This window comes from Nocardiopsis terrae (genome assembly GCF_014651695.1).
GTDB lineage: Bacteria > Actinomycetota > Actinomycetes > Streptosporangiales > Streptosporangiaceae > Nocardiopsis > Nocardiopsis terrae.
Map to the genome: position 1 here is coordinate 205,483 of NZ_BMXJ01000002.1, position 18,773 is coordinate 224,255.

Sequence of the window (18,773 nt, forward strand, 5' to 3'; positions counted from 1 at the left end):
CGGAGCGGGCCCGGAACGGACCGGCACACGGGAGCCTAGAACTCGCGGTCGGCCTCGTAGGGGCCGATCACGGCCAGCGCGCGCGGGCGGGCCAGCAGCTCGGCCGCGGCCGCGGCCACGTCGTCGCGGGTGACGGCGTCGTACCGGGCCAGGTCCTCGTCGATGGAGGAGTGCCGCGGCCGGGTGAGCTCGTGTGAGAGCAGGCGGCCCATCCGGGCGCTGGTGCCCTCGCTGCCCAGCACCATGGCCCCCTGGATCTGCCCCTTGGCCCGGCTCAGCTCCTCCGAGGTGATACCGGAGGCGGCCACCTTGGCCAGCTCGTCGCGGCAGACCCCGATGACCTCGTCGGCCTTCTCCGGCAGGCAGCCCGCGTAGATCTGGAAGGTGCCGGTGTCGGCGTAGGCCGTGTGGTAGGCCTGCACCGCGTAGGCCAGGCCGCGCTTCTCCCGCACCTCCTGGAACAGGCGGGAGGACATGCCGCCGCCCAGGGCCGCGCTGAGCAGGCGCAGGGCGTGCCAGCGCGGATCGGCGCGGGTCAGCCCCTCCGAGCCCAGGATGATGTGGGCCTGTTCGGTCTCCCGCGGCTGCACCACCGTGCCGCCGTACGTGCGCACCGGCTCACCGGGCCCGCGCGGACGGGACGGGCGGGCCTCGCCCGCGGCCGCCAACTGGTCGGCGAACATCGCCTGGACCTGCTCGACCACCTTGTCGTGCTCCAGGCTGCCCGCCGCGGTGACGATGAGCTCCGAGGGCACGTAGGCGTCCCGGTACTGCTCGGCGATGCGGTCGCGGGCCAGCGCCCCGATGCTGTCGGTGGTGCCCAGGATGGGGCGGCCCAGCGGGGTGTCACCGAAGAAGTGCTCCGCGAAGACGTCGTCCACCAGGTCGGCGGGCTCGTCCTCGTACATGGCGATCTCCTCCAGGATCACGCCGCGCTCGGTCTCCACCTCGCCCTCGTCGAGCACGGAGTTGGCGACCATGTCGCCGACCACGTCCACCGCCAGCGGCAGGTCCCGGTCCAGGACCTTCGCGTAGTAGCAGGTGTGCTCCTTGGTGGTGTAGGCGTTGTGGTCGGCGCCCACGCCGTCCAGCAGCGCGGAGATCTCCAGCGCCGACCGGGTCCTGGTCCCCTTGAACAGCAGGTGCTCCAGGAAGTGCGCCGACCCCGCGTGCGCGGAGTCCTCGTCGCGGGAACCGGTGGCCGCGGAGATCCCGAAGGCCGCGGACCGGCCCCCGGGGATGTTCTCGGTGACCACGCGCAGTCCGCCGGGCAGCACCGTCCGACGCACCAGACCGGAACCGCCGTCGGGCTCCAGCAGTGTCACGGTCGTGCCCGGATCCTGCTCGGCGGCGATGGGGACAGAACTCATAAATCCTTCTTCTACGCGTCGGAACATCCAGCAGAGCATACGTGTCGAACGACGGCGGGGCGGCCGCATCGTGAAAGACGCGACCGCCCCGTACCGGGTCAGGTGGGATCAGGTGTTCTCGGAACGCCCGCCCGAGCTACGACGCCGACGACGGCGCGGGGCGCCCTCACCCTTGTCGTCGCCCTTGTCGGAGCCCTCGTCCGCGGCTTCGGCCTCGTCGGGCTTCTCCGCCTTGGGGGCCGGTGCGGCCTCGGACTCGACGACCTCGACCGGGACCAGGGAGAGCTTCCCGCGGTCGTCGATCTCGCGGATCTCGACCTGGATCTTCTCGCCGATGCTGATCACGTCGTCGAGGTTCTCGATCCGCTGACCGCCGTGCAGCTTGCGGATCTGCGAGATGTGCAGCAGACCGTCCTTGCCGGGCAGCAGCGAGACGAACGCGCCGAAGGCGGTCGTCTTGACGACGGTGCCCAGGTAGCGGTCGCCCACCTCGGGCATGGTCGGGTTCGCGATCTGGTTGATCGTGTCCCGGGCGGCCTCCGCGGAGGGGCCGTCGGTGGCACCGATGTAGATGGTGCCGTCGTCCTCGATCGAGATGTCCGCGCCGGTGTCGTCCTGGATCGAGTTGATCATCTTGCCCTTGGGGCCGATGACCTCGCCGATCTTCTCGACGGGGACCCTGACGGTGAGGATGCGCGGAGCGTTCGGGCTCATCTCGGCCGGACGCTCGATGGCCTCCTGCATGACGTCGAGGATCGCCAGACGGGCGCCGCGGGCCTGCTGCAGGGCCAGGGCCAGCTGCTCGGCGGGGATGCCGTCGAGCTTGGTGTCCAGCTGCAGGGCCGTGATCAGCTCACGGGTACCGGCGACCTTGAAGTCCATGTCGCCGAAGGCGTCCTCGGCACCGAGGATGTCGGTCAGTGTGACGAACTCGTCGCCCTGGCTGATCAGACCCATGGCGATACCGGAGACCATCTCCTTGAGCGGCACGCCGGCCGCCATCAGGGACATGGTGGAGGCGCAGACCGAACCCATCGAGGTGGAGCCGTTGGACCCCAGGGCCTCGGACACCTGACGGATGGCGTACGGGAACTCCTCGCGGGCGGGCAGAACCGGCAGCAGGGCCCGCTCGGCCAGGGCGCCGTGCCCGATCTCGCGCCGCTTGGGCGAGCCCACCCGGCCGGTCTCACCGGTGGAGTAGGGCGGGAAGTTGTAGTTGTGCATGTAGCGCTTGGTCTTGTCCGGGTTGAGCGTGTCAACCGTCTGCTCCATGCGCAGCATGTTCAGCGTGGTGACGCCCATGATCTGGGTCTCACCGCGCTCGAAGAGGGCCGAACCGTGCACCCGCGGCAGAATGCCGACCTCGGCGCTCAGCTGGCGGATGTCCTTGGGGCCGCGGCCGTCGATGCGGACCTTCTCGCGCAGGACGCGCTCGCGCATGAGCTGCTTGCTCAGGCTGCGGAAGGCGGCGCTGACCTCCTTCTCCCGACCCTCGAAGTCCTCGGCGAGCCTCTCGGCGGCCTCGGCCTTGATCTTGTCGAGCTGGGCCTCGCGGTCCTGCTTGTCGGCGATGGTGAGCGCCTTGGCCAGGTCCTCGCGCACGGCGCCCTCGACGGCGGCGTAGGCGTCGTCCTCGTAGTCGAGGAAGATCGGGAACTCGGCCTGCTCGCGGCTGCTCTGCTCGGCGACGGCCTGCTGGGCCTTGCACAGCACCTTGATGAAGGGCTTGGCCGCCTCCAGGCCCTCGGCGACGGTCTGCTCGTTGGGGCCGACGGCCCCTTCGGCGACCAGCTTCAGGGTCTGGGTGGTGGACTCCGCCTCGACCATCATGATCGCGACGTCGCCGTCCTCCAGGACACGGCCGGCGACAACCATGTCGAAGGTGGCGTTCTCCAGCTCGCCGTGGGTGGGGAAGCCCACCCACTGGCCGTCGATCAGGGCGACGCGGACGCCGCCGATCGGGCCGGAGAAGGGGATCCCGGAGATCTGCGTGGACATCGAGGCCGCGTTGATGGCGACGACGTCGTACAGGTGCTCGGGGTGCAGCGCCAGGATCGTCTCGACGACCTGGATCTCGTTGCGCAGGCCCTTCTTGAAGGAGGGGCGCAGCGGACGGTCGATCAGGCGGCAGGTGAGGATGGCGTCCTCGGAAGGACGGCCCTCACGCCGGAAGAAGGAGCCGGGGATGCGGCCCGCGGCGTACATCCGCTCCTCGACGTCCACCGTCAGCGGGAAGAAGTCGAGGTTCTCCTTGGGGCGCTTCGAGGCGGTGGTCGCCGACAGGACGACGGTCTCGTCGTCCAGGTAGACCGTGGCCGCACCGGCGGCCTGACGGGCCAGACGGCCGGTCTCGAAGCGGATGGTACGGGTGCCGAACTTGCCGTTGTCAATGACGGCTTCGGCCGAGTAAGCGCCCTCCATGGGCGACCTCCTACTACACGTTGGACTGCGTCGCGTCCGGCTGGGCCGGAGGGCGCGACGCCGCTTTCTCGCCCGCGTCGTGCCCCGGAGGTGATGACGGCCGGTCATCGATCGAAGTCCACGGCACCGCAGCTGATGCGGTGTTGCCGGAGACCACTACCGAGGACCGACCCATATGGACCGGGGAAACGGCACGGGTGTGGCTTACCGTGCGGCGACCGTGTCGGTCGCCACTACGGTTACACCTTACTAACAAAGAGGGAGCGGCCGAAGCCACTCCCTCCGGATTCACCTAGCGGCGCAGACCCAGACGCTCGATCAGCGAGCGGTAGCGGGTGATGTCCTGCTTGGCGACGTACTTGAGCAGCCGACGACGGCGGCCGACCATCAGGAGCAGGCCACGGCGGCTGTGGTGGTCGTGCTTGTGGTCCTTGAGGTGCTCGGTGAGCTCGGTGATGCGGTGCGTGAGCAGCGCGACCTGGACCTCGGGCGAACCGGTGTCGCCTTCCTTGGTGCCGTACTCGGCGACGATCTTTTCCTTGGTGGCGGTGTCGATCGACACAACGCTCCTTCTCTGATGAATCGGTACGCAGGGCGAACCCCGGCACGTGACAGGGGTCAGACGCGGTGACCGCGCGTACGAACAGTCACCGTCGCGTGTGGTGTGCGCGGACCGACGCCGACGGCGTGGGTGCACCGCGCCCCGCCGGCTCCGCCACCCCTGGGGTGGCCCGACCGCGGGCACACGTGGACTCATCCACCTTACCGCAGTTCAGGTACCGCGGATCCCGCCCCGGCGGTGACCCCGGACTCGTCCCGGCGACGCCCGCTCAGGCGCTGTCGCCGGTCTCCGCCGCCAGCACGTCCCGGCAGCGGTCGACGTCGCGGTGCATCGCCACGATCAGCTCGTCGATGCTGTCGAACCTCTCCTGGCCGCGGATGCGCGCGGTGAAGTCGACCGCCATGCGCAGCCCGTACAGTTCCAGGTCGTCCCGGTCCAGCGCGTAGGCCTCCACCGTGCGCTCGGCCCCGTTGAACGTGGGGTTGGTGCCCACCGAGACCGCCGCGGGCCAGCGGCCCTCCTGTCCCCCCACCGGTTCCAGGCGGCTCAGCCACCCGGCGTAGACCCCGTCGCCGGGCACTGCCGTGTCCGGGGGCAGGTCCGCGTTGGCGGTGGGGAAACCGAGCAGTTCACGGCCGCGGGCCGCCCCGTGCACGATCCTTCCGCTCACCCGGTGGGGACGGCCCAACAGGTCCGCCGCGGCGGCCACGTCGCCCTCGTCCAGCAGGGAACGGATCCGGGTGGAGGTGATGGTCTCGCCCTCGGCGACCAGGCGCACCCCGTCGGCGGTGAAGTCGTACCTCTCACCCAGTTCGGCCAGCACGGCGACGTTCCCGGCCGCGCGGTGCCCGAACCGGAAGTCCTCCCCGACCACCACCGCGGCGGCGGCCAGCCGGTCGACCAGTACCCGCTGGACGAACCCCTCGGCGCTGAGAGAGGACAGCTCCTCGCTGAACGGCAGAACGCACACGGCGTCGACCCCGAAGGGCTCCATGAGCTCGACGCGGCGCCCGACGGGGGTCAGCACGGGCGGGGTGACCCCGCGCAGCACCCGCTGGGGGTGGGGGTCGAAGGTCACCACGACCACCGGGAGCCCGAGCTCGCGCCCGTGGGCGCGCGCGGAGGCCAGGATCGCCTGGTGGCCGCGGTGCACCCCGTCGAAGACACCGACCGCCACCACGGACCGCCCCCAGTCGGAGGGAATGTCCTCCAGCCCGTCCCATCGCCGCACGTCCGGTCCCCTTGTCCGTCGTCAGAGTTCGTTCGCCCCAAGCCTGCCACGGCGGCGGCCCTGTTTCCGACACTCCCCCGGTGCGGACTGCCGCTCCGGCGCGGCACGGCCGCGGCTCTGCCGTGGGCAGAGGCGGGTTGGCACGCCCACGGGGCAGGGCTTAGCGTGCCTGGATGGCGACGATCGACACCGGTACGACACGTTTGGCCTACGACGAGGCCGGGGCCGGTCCCGCGGTCGTCCTCGTCCACGCGGGGGTGGCCGACCGGCGGATGTGGGACCACCAGTTCGCGGAACTCGCCAGGCGGCACCGGGTGGTGCGCTACGACTGGCGCGGCCACGGGGACTCGGCCGACCACGAGGGGCCGGTCCGGCACCACGAGGACCTGCTGGCCCTGATGGACGCCCTGGGGATCGGGGAGGCCGCACTGGTCGGTGCGTCCTTCGGCGGCGCCTACGCGGTGGACGCGGCCCTGTACGCCCCGGAGCGGGTCAGCGCGCTAGCCCTGGTCTGCCCCGGGATGTCGGGTTACGTGTGGCCGGAGGTGTTCGTCCGGACCGGGCAGCAGATGGCGCTGTCCGCGGTGCCCCGTGAACGGCTGTCCGCCTACCGGGCGGGCGGCGCGTCGGTGGACCCGGCGGACGTGGCCGCGATGGCCGAGGCGCAGGCGAGGTTCATGGTGCTGGGCCCGGGGCGCTCACCCGAGGAGATGCCCACCGAGGCATGGGACCTGTCGCTGCTGATGCTGCGGGAGATGTTCGCCCGCCGCTGGGCGAGCCCCGCCAACCACGCGGAGTGGCCCGAGCGCCCGGCGGTGGACCGCCTGCACGAGGTCGGCGTACCGACCCTGGTGGTCAAGGGCCTGTCGGAGGTCCCCCAGGTCCAGGCGGTCGCCGACCTGTACGCGAAGGGGGTTCGCGGCGCCCGGCTGCTGGAGCTGCCCGAGACCGGCCACCTGCCCTCCGTGGAACGCCCCGGCGAGCTGACGGCCGCCCTGTCAGAGTTCCTGAACGCTCGGCGCCCGCCTGGCGGGAGAGCTCAGATCGACGCGAGGACCAGGGCGGATGCTTCTCCACGGACACCTTTTCCCCACGGGTTCGAAGAAGTCACCCCGTAGCGAACCTCGGGCCGTTATGTTACTGAGCGTGAGCAAAGTACAACATGAAGAGCGGATGCAGGACAGCACGTTTCCGATGGTCGGCAACCGTGCCCCCGGTATGGCCGGAACCACTCTGGGTACCGTTCAACCCATGAGCAGCTCGTACCAGGAATACTCCGTCAACCTCCCCAAGGACCTCGTGGACGAAGCACGGGGCAGGAGCGGCGACTCCGGGCTGTCCTCGTATCTGGAGCAGGCGCTCCGACACCGTGTCGAGCAGGAACGGCTCCACGAGCTCGCGACCTGGATGCAGGAAGCGAACGGCCCGGTCAGTGACGAGGCGATCCAACAGGTCCACGACGAAATCGATCGTGCCCATACGGAACAAGGTGTTGTCCCCGGATCCGAGAACCCGGGCCGGGAGGCGGCGTGAACCGGAACCGCACCTCCAGGACGAGTGCCCTCGTCCTGGACTCCGAGGGCCTGTCCCAGACCGTCCTTCGGGACAGTCGGATGACCCAGTGGGTCACAGCTGCTTCCGCGAAGGGAGTTCCGGTCTTGACCAGCGCAGCGACACTGGTCGAAGTCGTCCACCCCAGGATCAGGCGTCCGGCCCTGGACTGGGTCCTCTCCAGAATCATCATCGAACCCGTCACCAGGGACGTCTCCCTGTTGGCCGCGCAGTTGCTGCGAGACGCCGATCTTCACGGTCACAGGCACGCCATCGATGCCATGCTGTGCGCGACCGCGCTACGGGTCGGCGGACCGGCGACGATCCTGACGTCCGATCCAGACGACCTGCTGGCCCTGTGCGCGGGCAGAGCCGCCGTGATCAAGATCTGATCAGGCCGGGGAGAAGACCACGACCGGCTTCATGTGGCCGGGGCGGTTCTCGCCCAGGGCGATGACGGTGCCGTCGGGGGCGAACAGGCCCACGGGCCCCTCGCCCAGGGAGCTCGGACCGATGCGGTTGCCGTGCCGGATGGCGCGGGTCTCGGCCTCGTCCATGGTCCGCACCGGGAAGGTCGCGGCCACCACCTGGGCCAGCGGGATCTGGGTGTACTCCTCGGCGAGCTGGTCCAGGGTGCGGGCCTGCGACAGGTCGTAGGGGCCCACCCGGGTGCGGCGCAGCGCGGTCAGGTGTCCGCCCACCGCGAGGTCCGCGCCCATGTCGCGGGCGAGCGACCGGATGTAGGTACCGCTGGAGCAGGTGATGACCGCGTCCACGTCGACGAAGGCGCCCTCGGGGTCCGGGACGCGGCGGATACCGGTGACGTCGAACCGGGAGATCGTCGCCGTGCGGGCCTTGAGCGCGACCTCCTTGCCCTCACGGGCCGACTTGTAGGCCCGCTTGCCGTCCACCTTGATCGCGCTGACCTGCGGCGGCACCTGTTCGATCAGGCCGGTGAGCTTCGCGACGGCCGCGTGCACGTCCGCCTCCGAGACCCCGGAGGCGTCCACCCGTACGCCGGGCTCGCCCTCGGCGTCGTCGGTGTTGGTCACCAGGCCGAGCCGGATCGTGGCCTCGTAGGTCTTCTCCGTCAGGGTCAGGTGACCGAGCAGCTTGGTGCCCTTCTCGATCCCCAGGACCAGCACCCCGGTGGCCATCGGGTCCAGGGTGCCCGCGTGGCCCACGCGCCGGGTCCGCGCCAGACCCCTGGTCTTGGCGACCACGTCGTGTGACGTCCAGTCGGCGGGCTTGTCGACGACCACGACACCGCTCTCGGCCATGGGACTCCTCAGGGATGTGGGAAGGGGAGGGGTGGCGGCGCGGGCCGCGCCGCCACCCGGAAGGGTGTTACTCGTCGTCCTCGTCCTCGCGGGGGACCTTGTACGGGTCCGCCTCACCCGCGGGCTTGGCACCGGTGGCCCGCTGGGCCACCTCCTCGTCAGCCTTACGCGCCTCGATCAGCAACTTCTCGATGTGCTGGGCGTTCTCCTGGACCTCGTCGATGACGAAGGTCAGGCTGGGCGTGTGCCGGATGCCGGTCTGCCGGCCGACCTCGCTGCGGATCACGCCCTTGGCGCTCTCCAGAGCGGCGGAGCTGGCCGACTTCTCCTCCGGGGAGCCGAACACCGTGTAGTACACCGTGGCGTCCCGCAGGTCCGCGGTGATCCGGGCGTCGGTCACGGTGACGAATCCCAGGCGCGGGTCCTTGATCCGCCGGTCCAGCATCTCGGCGACGATGCGCTGGATACGGTCGGCGATCTTGCGCGCACGTGCGGCGTCAACCATCGTCAGTCTTCCTCTTCGTTGAAGAGCCGCTGCCTGGCGGAGAGCAGCTCCAGTTCGGGACGGCCCGCGACGAAACGCTCGCAGGTGTCCATCTGGTCCCGGGCGTGGGCGGCGGTCGGTGCGACCACCGCGACACCGATCTTCGCCCGACGGTAGAGGTCGTGCTCGCCGACCTCCGAGACCGACACCGAGAACTTCCGGCGCAGTTCGGCGACGACAGGCCTCACCATCGAACGCTTCTGTTTGAGCGAGTGGACGTCTCCGAGGAGGACGTCCAGGGTCAGCGCCCCAACGTACAAGTGATCACCTGTGGTGTTGTGTGAGCCGTCAAAGGCGGGGCCCCGGACACGGTCGTCCGGGGCCCCAGGTGGATCAGTCCTCGCGACTAGTCGCGGGGCTTCTCCTGCATCTCGTAGGTCTCGATGACGTCCTCGACCCGGAGGTCGTTGTAACCGACACCGATACCGCACTCGAAGCCCTCGCGGACCTCGGTGGCGTCGTCCTTGAAGCGACGCAGCGACTCGACGTTGAGGTTCTCCGAGATGACCCGGCCCTCGCGGATGAGACGTGCCTTGCTGTTACGGCGGATGATGCCGTCGCGGACGATGGAACCGGCGATGTTGCCGATCTTCGGCACCTTGAAGACCTCGCGGATCTCGGCGCTGCCGAGCTGGACCTCCTCGTAGATGGGCTTGAGGAGACCCTTGACGGCGGCTTCGACCTCGTCGATGGCCTGGTAGATGACCGAGTAGTACCGGATGTCGACGCCCATGCGGTCGGCCAGCTGGCTGTTCTTGCCCTCGGGCCGAACGTTGAAGCCGACGATGATCGCGTCAGCGGACGACGCCAGGTTGATGTCGTTCTGCGTGATCGCACCGACACCGCGACCGATGATCCGGATGCTGACCTCGTCGCCACCGGCGTCGATCTTGAGCAGCGACTCCTCGAGCGCCTCGACCGAACCGGACATGTCGCCCTTGATGAGGAGGAGCAGCTCGGAGCGCTCTCCCTCCTTGATGGCGGACTGCCAGTTGTCGAGGGTGACCCTGCGGGCCGACTTCGCCTGCTGGGCGAAGCGCTCGCGCGCCTCACGCTGCTGGGCGATCTGACGGGCCACGCGGTCGTCCTTGACGACCAGGAAGCTGTCACCGGCGCTGGGAACGTTGGTCAGACCCAGCACCTGCACCGGACGGGACGGCTCAGCCGACTGGACGTTCTCACCGTGCTCGTCGAGCATGGCGCGAACGCGGCCGTAGGCGTCGCCGCAGACGATGGAGTCACCGACGTTGAGCGTGCCGCGCTGGACCAGCACCGTGGCCATGGAACCGCGACCGCGGTCCAGGTAGGCCTCGATGGCCAGACCCTGCGCCGACATGTCCGGGTTGGCCTGGAGGTCCAGGGCCGCGTCGGAGGTCAGGACGATCGACTCGAGCAGGGCGTCGATGTTGTCGCCCTTGAGCGCGGAGATGTCCACGAACTGGACGTCGCCGCCGAACTCCTCGGCCACGAGGCCGTACTCGGTCATCTGGGCGCGCACCCGCTGCGGGTCGGCGCCCTCGACGTCGATCTTGTTGACCGCGACCACGATCGGCACCTCGGCCGCCTTGGCGTGGTCGATGGCCTCGGCCGTCTGCGGCTTGACGCCGTCGTCGGCCGCCACGACCAGAACCGCGACGTCGGTGACCTTCGCACCACGGGCACGCATGGCGGTGAACGCCTCGTGACCGGGGGTGTCGATGAAGGTGATCCTGCGCTCTTCGTCGTCCACCTCGGTCGCGACCTGGTAGGCACCGATGTGCTGGGTGATTCCGCCGGCCTCGCCGCTGACGACGTTGGTCTTGCGGATGGTGTCCAGCAGTCGGGTCTTACCGTGGTCGACGTGACCCATGACGGTGACCACCGGCGGGCGCGGACGGAGGTCGGCGTCGCCGCCCTCGTTCTCGCCGAACTCGATGGAGAAGGACTCCAGCAGCTCGCGGTCCTCGTCCTCGGGACTGACGACCTCGATGCGGTACTTGAGCTCCTCGCCGAGCAGCTGCAGGGTCTCGTCGGGCAGCGACTGGGTCGCCGTGACCATCTCACCCAGGTGCATCATGACCTGGACGAGCGACGCCGGGTTGACGTCGATCTTGTCACCGAAGTCCGACAGCGAGGCACCGCGCGACAGACGGATCGTCTGGTTGTTGCCGCTCGGGATCTTGACGCCGCCGAAGGACGGGGCCGAGAGCTCGTGGAACTCCTGACGCCGCTGCTTCTTGGACTTGCGCGCACGCCCGGGACGTCCGCCCGGACGGCCGAACGCACCGGCCGTTCCGCCGCCGCGACCACGGCCGCCGCCGGGACGGCCACCGAAACCGCCGGGACGACCGCCGCCGCCACCGGGACGCGGACCCGCACCCGCGGGAGCGCCGCCGCGGCCGCGGCCACCGCCGCCGCCGGGACGACCGCCGCCGCCACCGCGACCGCCACCAGCGGGCGCGGCCGGACGGGACGAGGGCATGTTCATCGGGCTGGGACGCGGACCACCGGGACGGGGACCCGGACGCGGGCCGCCGGCACCGCCCGGACGCGGAGCACCAGCGGCGCCACCGGGACGCGGAGCGCGCTGGTCACCCTGCTGCGGGCCGCCGGGACGGGGACCCGGACGCGGGCCGCCGGCACCGCCGGGGCGCGGAGCGCCGCCGCCGGGACGCGGGGTGCGCTGGTCACCCTGCTGCGGACCTGCGGGACGCGGGCCCGGACGCGGAGCACCGCCGCCGGGACGCGGAGCGGCCGGCTTGGAGCCCATGCCGGACGCGTTGGACGCGAACGGGTTGTTGCCGGGACGCGGGCCCGGACGGGGACCGCCCGGACGCGGGCCGCGGCCGCCCTCACGACCACCGGAACGCTCCGGACGGTCACCGCGCTGGGGACGGTCGCCGCGCTCACCGCGGCCACCGGCCGCACCGGGCTTGGGACCGCCGGGGCGCGGCGCGTTCTCGCCGCGGGCCGGCTTCGGGCCCGGCTTGGGGCCGGGCTTCGGAGCAGGCTCCGCGGGCTTCTCGAAATGCGGGACCGCGGGCTTGTCGACCGGCGCGGCAGGCTTCTCGGCCTTCGGCTCAGCCGGCTTCTCAGCCTTCGGCTCGGCGGGCTTGGCCGCGGGGCCCGGCTTCGGGCCCGGCTTGGGAGCGGGCCCCGGCTTGGGGGCCGCGGGACGCTCGGAGGAACCGGCGGCGGGCTTGGAGGCGGGGCCCGGCTTGGGAGCCGCGCCACCCTTCTTGCCGTTTCCGTCGGAACCGTTGTCGAAAGCTTCTTGTAGGCGTCGAACGACGGGGGCCTCTATCGTCGAGGACGCCGAACGAACGAATTCGCCCATCTCGTTGAGCTTGGCCAGCACAGCCTTGCTCTCTACACCGAACTCCTTCGCGAGTTCGTACACCCGGACCTTCGCCACTCTTCTCCTTCAGCTTCGGTCCGGGACATGGGCTTGTGCCGGACCGTCGTTAGCTCGAGTTACTCATCGCTGCGTACTCATCAGGCGCTCATCGCAATCTCGACCTGCTTCCTCATCGCTACACAACAATGGGCCAGCCCTTACGTGCCGACACAGCACTGCACGCCGACCTCGGTCTCTACAACCCTGAGGCCAGCCCAGACATTCCAACCCTATCCGGATCGGTGAAGCGCTCACTCACGCGGGGCGTCACCGAGTAGGGACGCCACAAGTGAGACGTCCCACCCGGTGGTGCCTCCACCGTTCCGTTTCCGGAAGGCGCGGGGCCACACTCTGCGACGTTCGGCGAGCTCAAGGCATCGCCGGTCGTGGTGCAGATAGGCGCCACGCCCCGGACGTCGACCCCGGGTGTCGGGCGTGATGACCGTGCCCTCGGCCACCAGCCGCACGAGGTCGGACTGGACTGTCCGCGACCGGCACCCCACGCACGTACGCACGGGACGGTCAGGACCGTCTCCGGCCACCATATCGTGTCGGGACATGGGCGCGATCCGATTAACCGGCCGAAGGGGCATCGTAATCGCCCGGGACGGGCTCGTCGACACCCTCCGCGACGGTCTTGGCGGGCTCGGCGTCGGAGCGGATGTCGATCCGCCAGCCGGTGAGACGGGCGGCGAGGCGGGCGTTCTGGCCCTCCTTACCGATCGCCAGTGACTGCTGGTAGTCGGGCACGACCACGCGGGCGACGCGGGCCGCCATGTCGAGGATCTCCACCGAGTTCACCCGGGCCGGGGACAGCGCGTTGGCGACGAAGACGGCGGGGTCCTCGGAGTGGTCGACGATGTCGATCTTCTCCCCGTGGAGCTCGGCCATCACGTTGCGGACACGGCTGCCGAGCGGGCCGATGCAGGCGCCCTTGGCGTTGACGCCGCCCCGGTTGGAACGGACCGCCATCTTGGTGCGGTGACCGGCCTCACGGGCGATCGCCGCGATGTCGACGGTACCGTCGGCGATCTCGGGGACCTCCAGCTCGAAGAGCTTGCGCACCAGGTTGGGGTGGGTGCGCGACAGGGTCACCGAGGGGCCGCGGTGGCCCTTGCGGACCTGCACCACGTAGGCGCGCAGGCGCTCGCCGTGGGTGTAGGCCTCCGTGGGGACCTGCTCCTGCGGGGGCAGGACGGCCTCGATCTTGCCGAGGTCGACCAGGACGTTGCGGGGGTCCTTGCCCTGCTGGATGATGCCGGAGACGATGTCGTGCTCACGGCCGGCGAACTCGCCCAGGGTCAGCTCGTCCTCGGCGTCGCGCAGACGCTGGAGGATGACCTGCTTGGCGGTGGATGTCGCGATGCGGCCGAACCCGGTGGGGGTGCCGTCGAACTCTCCGACGACCCCGCCCTCCTCGTCGGTCTCCGCGACCCAGACGACCACGTGGCCGGTGGACCGGTTCAGCTCGACGCGAGCCTTCTTGTCGGGGCCCTCCTCGCGGTGGTAGGCGATCAGCAGCGCGTCCTCGATGGCCTTGGCGACCAGTTCGACGGCGATGTCCTTCTCGCGCTCCAGGCTGCGCAGGACGCTCATGTCAATATCCACGGGGCTCCCCCTCTAGTCCGCCGCGTCGGCGTCGGCTGCGCGACGGAATTCCACCTGGACCCTGGCCTTGGCGATCGAGTCGTAGGCCAGGGTGCGGGGCCGTCCCTTGACGTCCAGGGTCACGCCCTGGTCGTCGGAGCCGGTGACGCGACCGGTGAGGTCGGCCCCCTCGACGGGGGAGACCTTCACCAGCCGGCCCTGGGAGCGCCGCCAGTGGCGCGGCAGGGTCAGCAGACGGTCCGCCCCGGGCGAGGTCACCTCCAGGACGTAGGGCTGCTCGCCCATGACGTCGGAGGCGTCCAGGGCCTCGTTGACGGCCTGGCTGACCTCACCGACCGTGTCAAGGTCGACCCCGTTGTCGGAGTCGACGACCACGCGCAGCACCCGGCGCTTGCCCGCGGGTGTCAGTTCGACGCCCTCCAGGTCCAGTCCGGCTTCGGCCAGTACCGGCTCCAGCAGCTCGGCGATGCGCTCGTTGCGCGCCTGCGCTCCCATGCGTGTTAGCCCCTCAAACGGCGAAATCCCGCCCGCTCGGCCGTGGGCCGTCAACGGGGCGGTCCAGCTCTGTACGTAGTGTCTGCGACGAATTCGCTCCGCGCCCCGGGAGGGACGCGAAAAGCGCCGCGCGTCGCGTGCGACGGCGGTTGTGCTGTAAGGGTATCCACACCTGAGTGCCCCCAGGGTCGGTCCGAGCGGGCGGGGCGCGTCGCCCGCACCGGCCCCGGGTCCCGCAACACCGCCCTGGTAGGGGGTGTCGGCGCGGCCCGGGCCCGCCGCCGCCCGTGGAAAGATGGGGGCTGACCGCCGTTGGCGGCGGTCCTGTCGACGCCGCGCCGAGTCGCGGGGCACGGGAGGAGAGCGCGTGGGTCAGGGGAGCGTCAGCCGTCGCACGGTGCTTGGGTTCGCGGTGCGGGGCTTCGCGGTGACGAGTGTCGCGTCCGGGATCGCGGTGACCGGCGCCGTGGGGCTGAGCGGTTGCGGCAGGACCGACTGGTACCCGTTCGACGTGACGCCCGACGTGTCCGTCCTGCGCTCGCTCATCCTGGAGAAGGAGCGGATGGTGGTGCGGTACGAAGCCGCGCTGGAAGACGGCACGGGGCCCGCCGAGCTCCTGGAACGGCTGTTGGAGCAGCACGTCACCCATCTGGACTCGCTCGTCGACGCCCTTCCGGAGGGGGTCGGGGCGAGCGAGGAGCCCTCGGCGGGGCCGGAGGGCGAACCCTCGCCACCGCCCGAGGACCCCGCGTTGGACGCCGTGCTCGACCTGGCGGGGCTGCGGGCGCTGACCGCCGCGGCGACCAGCGCCAGGCTCGACCAGGCGGCCGCGGTCACCGACCCGGCCCTGGCCCAGCTCATCAGCGGGATCGGTGCGTGCGAGGCAGGGCACGCACACCTGCTCGCCCGGGCCTGAGCGCCAGCCCGAACACCCGGAAGCGACCGAAAGGCAGTCAGGTGAGCGACAGCCCCACACCCGCGGAGAGCTCCTCGGAGAGCGCTGGCCCGGACGGTGCCGGCGATCCCGCGTCGGCGGCTTTGGCGGAGGCTCTGAGCGCCGAGCACGCCGCCGTGTACGGCTTCGAGTTCGTCGGCGGGGCCGCCGGGGACGAGACCCGGCGGGAGCGCGCCTCGGCGGCGACGTACAAGCACAGGGCGCTGCGGGACGAACTGCACACGGCCGCGATGGAACGAGGTGTGGATCCCCCGGCCGCGCGGACGTCCTACCCGCTGCCCGAGGGGCGCAGCGGCGCCGACATGGACTCCTTCGCGGCGGGCCTGGAGCAGACGACGATGGACGCCTACCTGTGGTTGAGCGCCGCCGAGGACACCGACCTGAGGATGACCGCGGCACGAGTCCTCCAGGAGGCGACCGTGCGCTCACTGGAGTGGGGTGCCGAACTGGACGCGCTCCCCGGTTTCGGCGACGGGTGAGACCGTACGTTCCGCCCGGACGCGGGTCGGACGGCGAACGGCGAGGGGGCTCCCGCGTGTGCGCGGGAGCCCCCTCCGGTGTCCGGCGGAGCGGCCGCGCCCTACCCGGCGCAGGCGGCCACGGTGCGCTCGACGATCTCCCCGACCGGCACGTCCGAGCGCTCACCGCTGCGGCGGTCGCGCAACTCGACGAGGCCGTCCTTGAGGCCGCGGCCGACGATGACGGTGGTGGGCACACCCAGCAGTTCGGCGTCGTTGAACTTCACGCCGGGGGCCGCCTTGCGGTCGTCGACCAGCACGCGCAGGCCCCGGGTCTCCAGTTCGCGGCCGATCCGCAGGGCCTCCTCGACCTCGCCGCCCTTGCCGGTGCCGACCACGTGCACGTCGGCGGGCGCGATCTCGCGCGGCCAGATGATGCCCTTGTCGTCGTGCGACTGCTCGACGACGGAGGCCACGGCGCGGGAGACACCGATGCCGTAGGAGCCCATGGTGACGCGCTTGGGCTTGCCGTCCTTGCCGAGGGCGTCCAACTTGAAGGCGTCGGTGTACTTGCGGCCGAGCTGGAAGATGTGCCCGATCTCGATGCCGCGCGCGGTGTACAGGGTGCCCCGGCCGTCGGGCGAGACGTCGCCGTCGCGCACCTCGGCCACGTCGATGGTGCCGTCCGGGGTGAAGTCGCGCCCGGCCACCAGGTCGACCACGTGGTGGTCGGCCTTGTCCGCGCCGGTCACCCAGGCGGTGCCGGTGACCACGCGCGGGTCGACGAGGTAGCGGACCTCGTTGTCCAGCAGGGCCTTCGGACCGATGTACCCCTTGACCAGGAAGGGGTTGGCCGCGAAGTCGGACTCCTCCAGGAGTGAGACCTCGGTGGGCTCCAGGGCCGCCTCCAGGCGCTTGAAGTCGACCTCCCGGTCGCCGGGCAGGCCCACGGCGAGGAGCTCCCACTCCGCGGAGCCGGGGGCGCGGGTCTTGACCAGGACGTTCTTGAGGGTGTCGGCCTCGGTGAAGTCGCGGCCCAGTCCGGCGCCGTTGAGGAAGTCGACCAACGTCTGGATGGTGGCGGTGTCCGGGGTGTGGTGGATCCGGGCCTCGGGCAGCCCCTCGACGGGCAGCTCCGCGGGTGCCGGGGTCCGGACGGCCTCGACGTTGGCGGCGTAGTCGGACTCCGTGCTGCGCACGAAGGTGTCCTCACCGGTGGGGGCGACGGCAAGGAACTCCTCGGAGGCGGAACCGCCCATGGCACCGGAGGTCGCGGCGACGATGACGTAGTCCAGGCCGAGCCGGTCGAAGATCCGGACGTAGGCGGCCCGGTGCTTGTCGTAGGACTCCTGGAGGCCCTCGTCGTCGATGTCGAAGGAGTAGGCGTCCTTCATGTGGAACTCGCGGCCGCGCAGGATCCCGGCGCGGGGACGGGCCTCGTCGCGGAACTTCTCCTGGATCTGGTAGAGCACGACCGGGAAGTCCTTGTAGGACGAGTACTCGCCCTTGACGAGGAGGGTGAAGAGCTCCTCGTGGGTGGGGCCGAGCAGGTAGTCGGCGCCCTTGCGGTCCTTCAGACGGAACAGGGTGTCGCCGTACTCCTCCCACCGTCCGGAGGCCTCGTAGTACTCCTTGGGGAGCAGGGCGGGCAGGAGGACCTCCTGGCCGCCCATCGCGTTCATCTCCTCGCGCACCACCCGTGCCACGTTCTCCAGGACGAGCTTGCCCAGGGGCAGCCAGGTGTAGACGCCGGGTGCGGCTCGGCGGACGTAGCCGCCGCGGACGAGCAGCTTGTGGCTCGGCACCTCGGCGTCCGCCGGGTCCTCACGCAGGGTGCGCAGGAACAGGGTCGACATCCGCAGTAGCACGGCCACTCCTAGGTGATCACGCCCCGGGGGGCGCAGGTTGGAAGATCTGGGGAAACCCAGGCTAGCGCCACCGCAGGGGGGTTCGCGCGCCGGTTCCCGACAGGGCGGAGGTGCGCCTAGGGTGTGAACGGTTTTCGAGGAGCGAAGGCGGGGGCATGGGCAGACGTGTGCGTGACAGGGTGGAGCCCGAGGAGGAGTTCTCGGCGGTGCCCGGAGTGGACCTGCTCGCCGACGCGGACCGGCCCGACTCGTGGTTCCTGCTGGTGGAGGGCACCCCGCAGTCGCACGTGGACCTGTCCGACCCCGGCTACCTGGACTTCTCGTACGTGCGGCGGATCGCGCACGCGGTCGACCTGGTGGCCCCGGAGGGTGAGCCGATCGAGGCGATGCACCTGGGTGCGGGGGCGCTGACGGTGGCCCGCTACGTGGCGCACCGCCGTCCGGGGTCGCGCCAGCGCGCGGTGGACGTGGACGCGGCGCTGGTGGAGATGGTCCGGCGGCGCCTTCCGTGGGACCGCAGGGCGCAGCTGCGGGTGGGGGTCGGCGACGCCCGGGACTGGATCGCCGCGCGGCACGCGTCCAGCGCGGACCTGATCGTGTCCGACGTCTTCGCGGGGGCGCGAACCCCGGCCCGGCTGACCTCCGCCGAGTTCTACACCGAAGCCGCACGGGTGCTGCGGCCGGGCGGTTTCCTGGTGGTCAACGTGGGCGACGGTTACGCCCTGAAGCACACCCGCGCCCAGGTGGCCACGGCCCGCTCGGTGCTGCCGCACGTGGTGATGACCGCCGAGCCGGGTGTCCTGCGCGGCCGCCGCTTCGGCAACCTCGTCCTGGTGGCGGGGCACCGGCCGCTCCCGGTGGAGGAACTGGGGCGGCTGGCGCACCGGGACCCGGAGATGGCGCGGTTGGTGGAGGGCGACGACCTGGACAGGTTCGTCTCCGGCCACTCCCCCGTGCGCGACGCAGACGCCGTGGACTCGCCCGCCCCGCCGACCGACATCTTCTGAGGCCGGGCCGCCGTTCGGCTCAGGCGAATGACCGGAAGCGGACATAA

18 protein-coding genes are annotated in these 18,773 nt (G+C 70.8%); 6 read left to right on the forward strand and 12 right to left on the reverse strand.

The genetic code is table 11. The features are described from left to right. Positions 1-35 precede the first annotated feature (35 nt). The 4 genes from IE195_RS05015 to IE195_RS05030 all read right to left on the reverse strand — a co-directional run bounded on the left by IE195_RS05015 (position 36) and on the right by IE195_RS05030 (position 5,584). A complete protein-coding gene (locus IE195_RS05015; protein ID WP_191268208.1) occupies positions 36-1,370 on the reverse strand; it encodes a M16 family metallopeptidase in 1,335 nt (444 codons plus the stop codon). A 108-nt stretch (positions 1,371-1,478) separates the two neighbouring features. Then, complete coding sequence (locus tag IE195_RS05020) at positions 1,479-3,791, reverse strand: polyribonucleotide nucleotidyltransferase (protein WP_191268209.1); 2,313 nt, start codon at positions 3,789-3,791, stop codon at positions 1,479-1,481. 292 nt (positions 3,792-4,083) lie between these two features. Beyond that, positions 4,084-4,353 carry a 30S ribosomal protein S15 gene (gene rpsO, locus IE195_RS05025; RefSeq protein ID WP_191268210.1) on the reverse strand — a complete coding sequence of 90 codons (270 nt, stop codon included), beginning with the start codon at positions 4,351-4,353 and terminating at the stop codon, positions 4,084-4,086. Between the two features lie 268 nt (positions 4,354-4,621). Next, positions 4,622-5,584, reverse strand: coding sequence for a bifunctional riboflavin kinase/FAD synthetase (locus IE195_RS05030; protein ID WP_191268211.1), 963 nt, complete (start codon positions 5,582-5,584; stop codon positions 4,622-4,624). A 173-nt stretch (positions 5,585-5,757) separates the two neighbouring features. On the opposite strand from IE195_RS05030, the gene IE195_RS05035 reads away from it, so the two are divergent. The 3 genes from IE195_RS05035 (at position 5,758) to IE195_RS05045 (ending at position 7,527) form a co-directional block, all read left to right on the forward strand. After that, the gene (locus IE195_RS05035; protein WP_191268212.1) at positions 5,758-6,702 is read left to right on the forward strand and encodes an alpha/beta fold hydrolase; all 945 of its coding nucleotides are present in this window, start codon (positions 5,758-5,760) and stop codon (positions 6,700-6,702) included. A gap of 28 nt (positions 6,703-6,730) precedes the next feature. Then, positions 6,731-7,117 carry a hypothetical protein gene (locus tag IE195_RS05040; protein WP_191268213.1) on the forward strand — a complete coding sequence of 129 codons (387 nt, stop codon included), beginning with the start codon at positions 6,731-6,733 and terminating at the stop codon, positions 7,115-7,117. A gap of 125 nt (positions 7,118-7,242) precedes the next feature. Then, positions 7,243-7,527 (forward strand): type II toxin-antitoxin system VapC family toxin, encoded by a 285-nt coding sequence (locus tag IE195_RS05045; RefSeq protein WP_225942336.1) that lies wholly within the window; start codon positions 7,243-7,245, stop codon positions 7,525-7,527. On the opposite strand, the gene truB is transcribed toward IE195_RS05045, so the two are convergent. From truB to rimP, 7 genes are all read right to left on the reverse strand, one after another. After that, a complete protein-coding gene (truB, locus tag IE195_RS05050; RefSeq protein ID WP_191268215.1) occupies positions 7,528-8,415 on the reverse strand; it encodes a tRNA pseudouridine(55) synthase TruB in 888 nt (295 codons plus the stop codon). Positions 8,416-8,482: 67 nt separating this feature from the next. Continuing rightward, positions 8,483-8,920 (reverse strand): 30S ribosome-binding factor RbfA, encoded by a 438-nt coding sequence (gene rbfA / locus IE195_RS05055; protein WP_191268216.1) that lies wholly within the window; start codon positions 8,918-8,920, stop codon positions 8,483-8,485. Positions 8,921-8,922: 2 nt separating this feature from the next. Then, positions 8,923-9,219 (reverse strand): DUF503 domain-containing protein, encoded by a 297-nt coding sequence (locus tag IE195_RS05060; protein WP_017542630.1) that lies wholly within the window; start codon positions 9,217-9,219, stop codon positions 8,923-8,925. A gap of 86 nt (positions 9,220-9,305) precedes the next feature. Beyond that, a complete protein-coding gene (gene infB, locus IE195_RS05065) occupies positions 9,306-12,353 on the reverse strand; it encodes a translation initiation factor IF-2 (protein ID WP_191268217.1) in 3,048 nt (1,015 codons plus the stop codon). A 233-nt stretch (positions 12,354-12,586) separates the two neighbouring features. Next, on the reverse strand, positions 12,587-12,928 hold the full coding sequence (locus IE195_RS05070) for a YlxR family protein (RefSeq protein WP_308428399.1): 342 nt from the start codon (positions 12,926-12,928) through the stop codon (positions 12,587-12,589). Further along, positions 12,909-13,931 (reverse strand): transcription termination factor NusA, encoded by a 1,023-nt coding sequence (gene nusA / locus IE195_RS05075; protein ID WP_191268966.1) that lies wholly within the window; start codon positions 13,929-13,931, stop codon positions 12,909-12,911. Before nusA ends, IE195_RS05070 begins: the two co-directional genes overlap by 20 nt. Positions 13,932-13,955: 24 nt before the next feature. After that, on the reverse strand, positions 13,956-14,438 hold the full coding sequence (gene rimP / locus IE195_RS05080; protein WP_191268218.1) for a ribosome maturation factor RimP: 483 nt from the start codon (positions 14,436-14,438) through the stop codon (positions 13,956-13,958). Between the two features lie 367 nt (positions 14,439-14,805). Between rimP and IE195_RS05085 the strand changes: the two genes are divergently transcribed. Both IE195_RS05085 and IE195_RS05090 read left to right on the forward strand, forming a co-directional pair. Beyond that, positions 14,806-15,354, forward strand: a complete 549-nt coding sequence (locus IE195_RS05085; protein ID WP_229826089.1) for a hypothetical protein — start codon at positions 14,806-14,808, stop codon at positions 15,352-15,354. Positions 15,355-15,395: 41 nt separating this feature from the next. Next, complete coding sequence (locus IE195_RS05090; RefSeq protein ID WP_191268220.1) at positions 15,396-15,872, forward strand: ferritin-like domain-containing protein; 477 nt, start codon at positions 15,396-15,398, stop codon at positions 15,870-15,872. 101 nt (positions 15,873-15,973) lie between these two features. Here IE195_RS05090 and IE195_RS05095 read toward each other — a convergent pair whose 3' ends face one another. Continuing rightward, on the reverse strand, positions 15,974-17,707 hold the full coding sequence (locus tag IE195_RS05095) for a proline--tRNA ligase (protein ID WP_191268968.1): 1,734 nt from the start codon (positions 17,705-17,707) through the stop codon (positions 15,974-15,976). A gap of 167 nt (positions 17,708-17,874) precedes the next feature. Between IE195_RS05095 and IE195_RS05100 the strand changes: the two genes are divergently transcribed. Further along, positions 17,875-18,726: a spermidine synthase gene (locus IE195_RS05100; protein ID WP_191268221.1), complete on the forward strand. Its 852-nt coding sequence runs from the start codon at positions 17,875-17,877 to the stop codon at positions 18,724-18,726. Positions 18,727-18,773 lie beyond the last annotated feature (47 nt).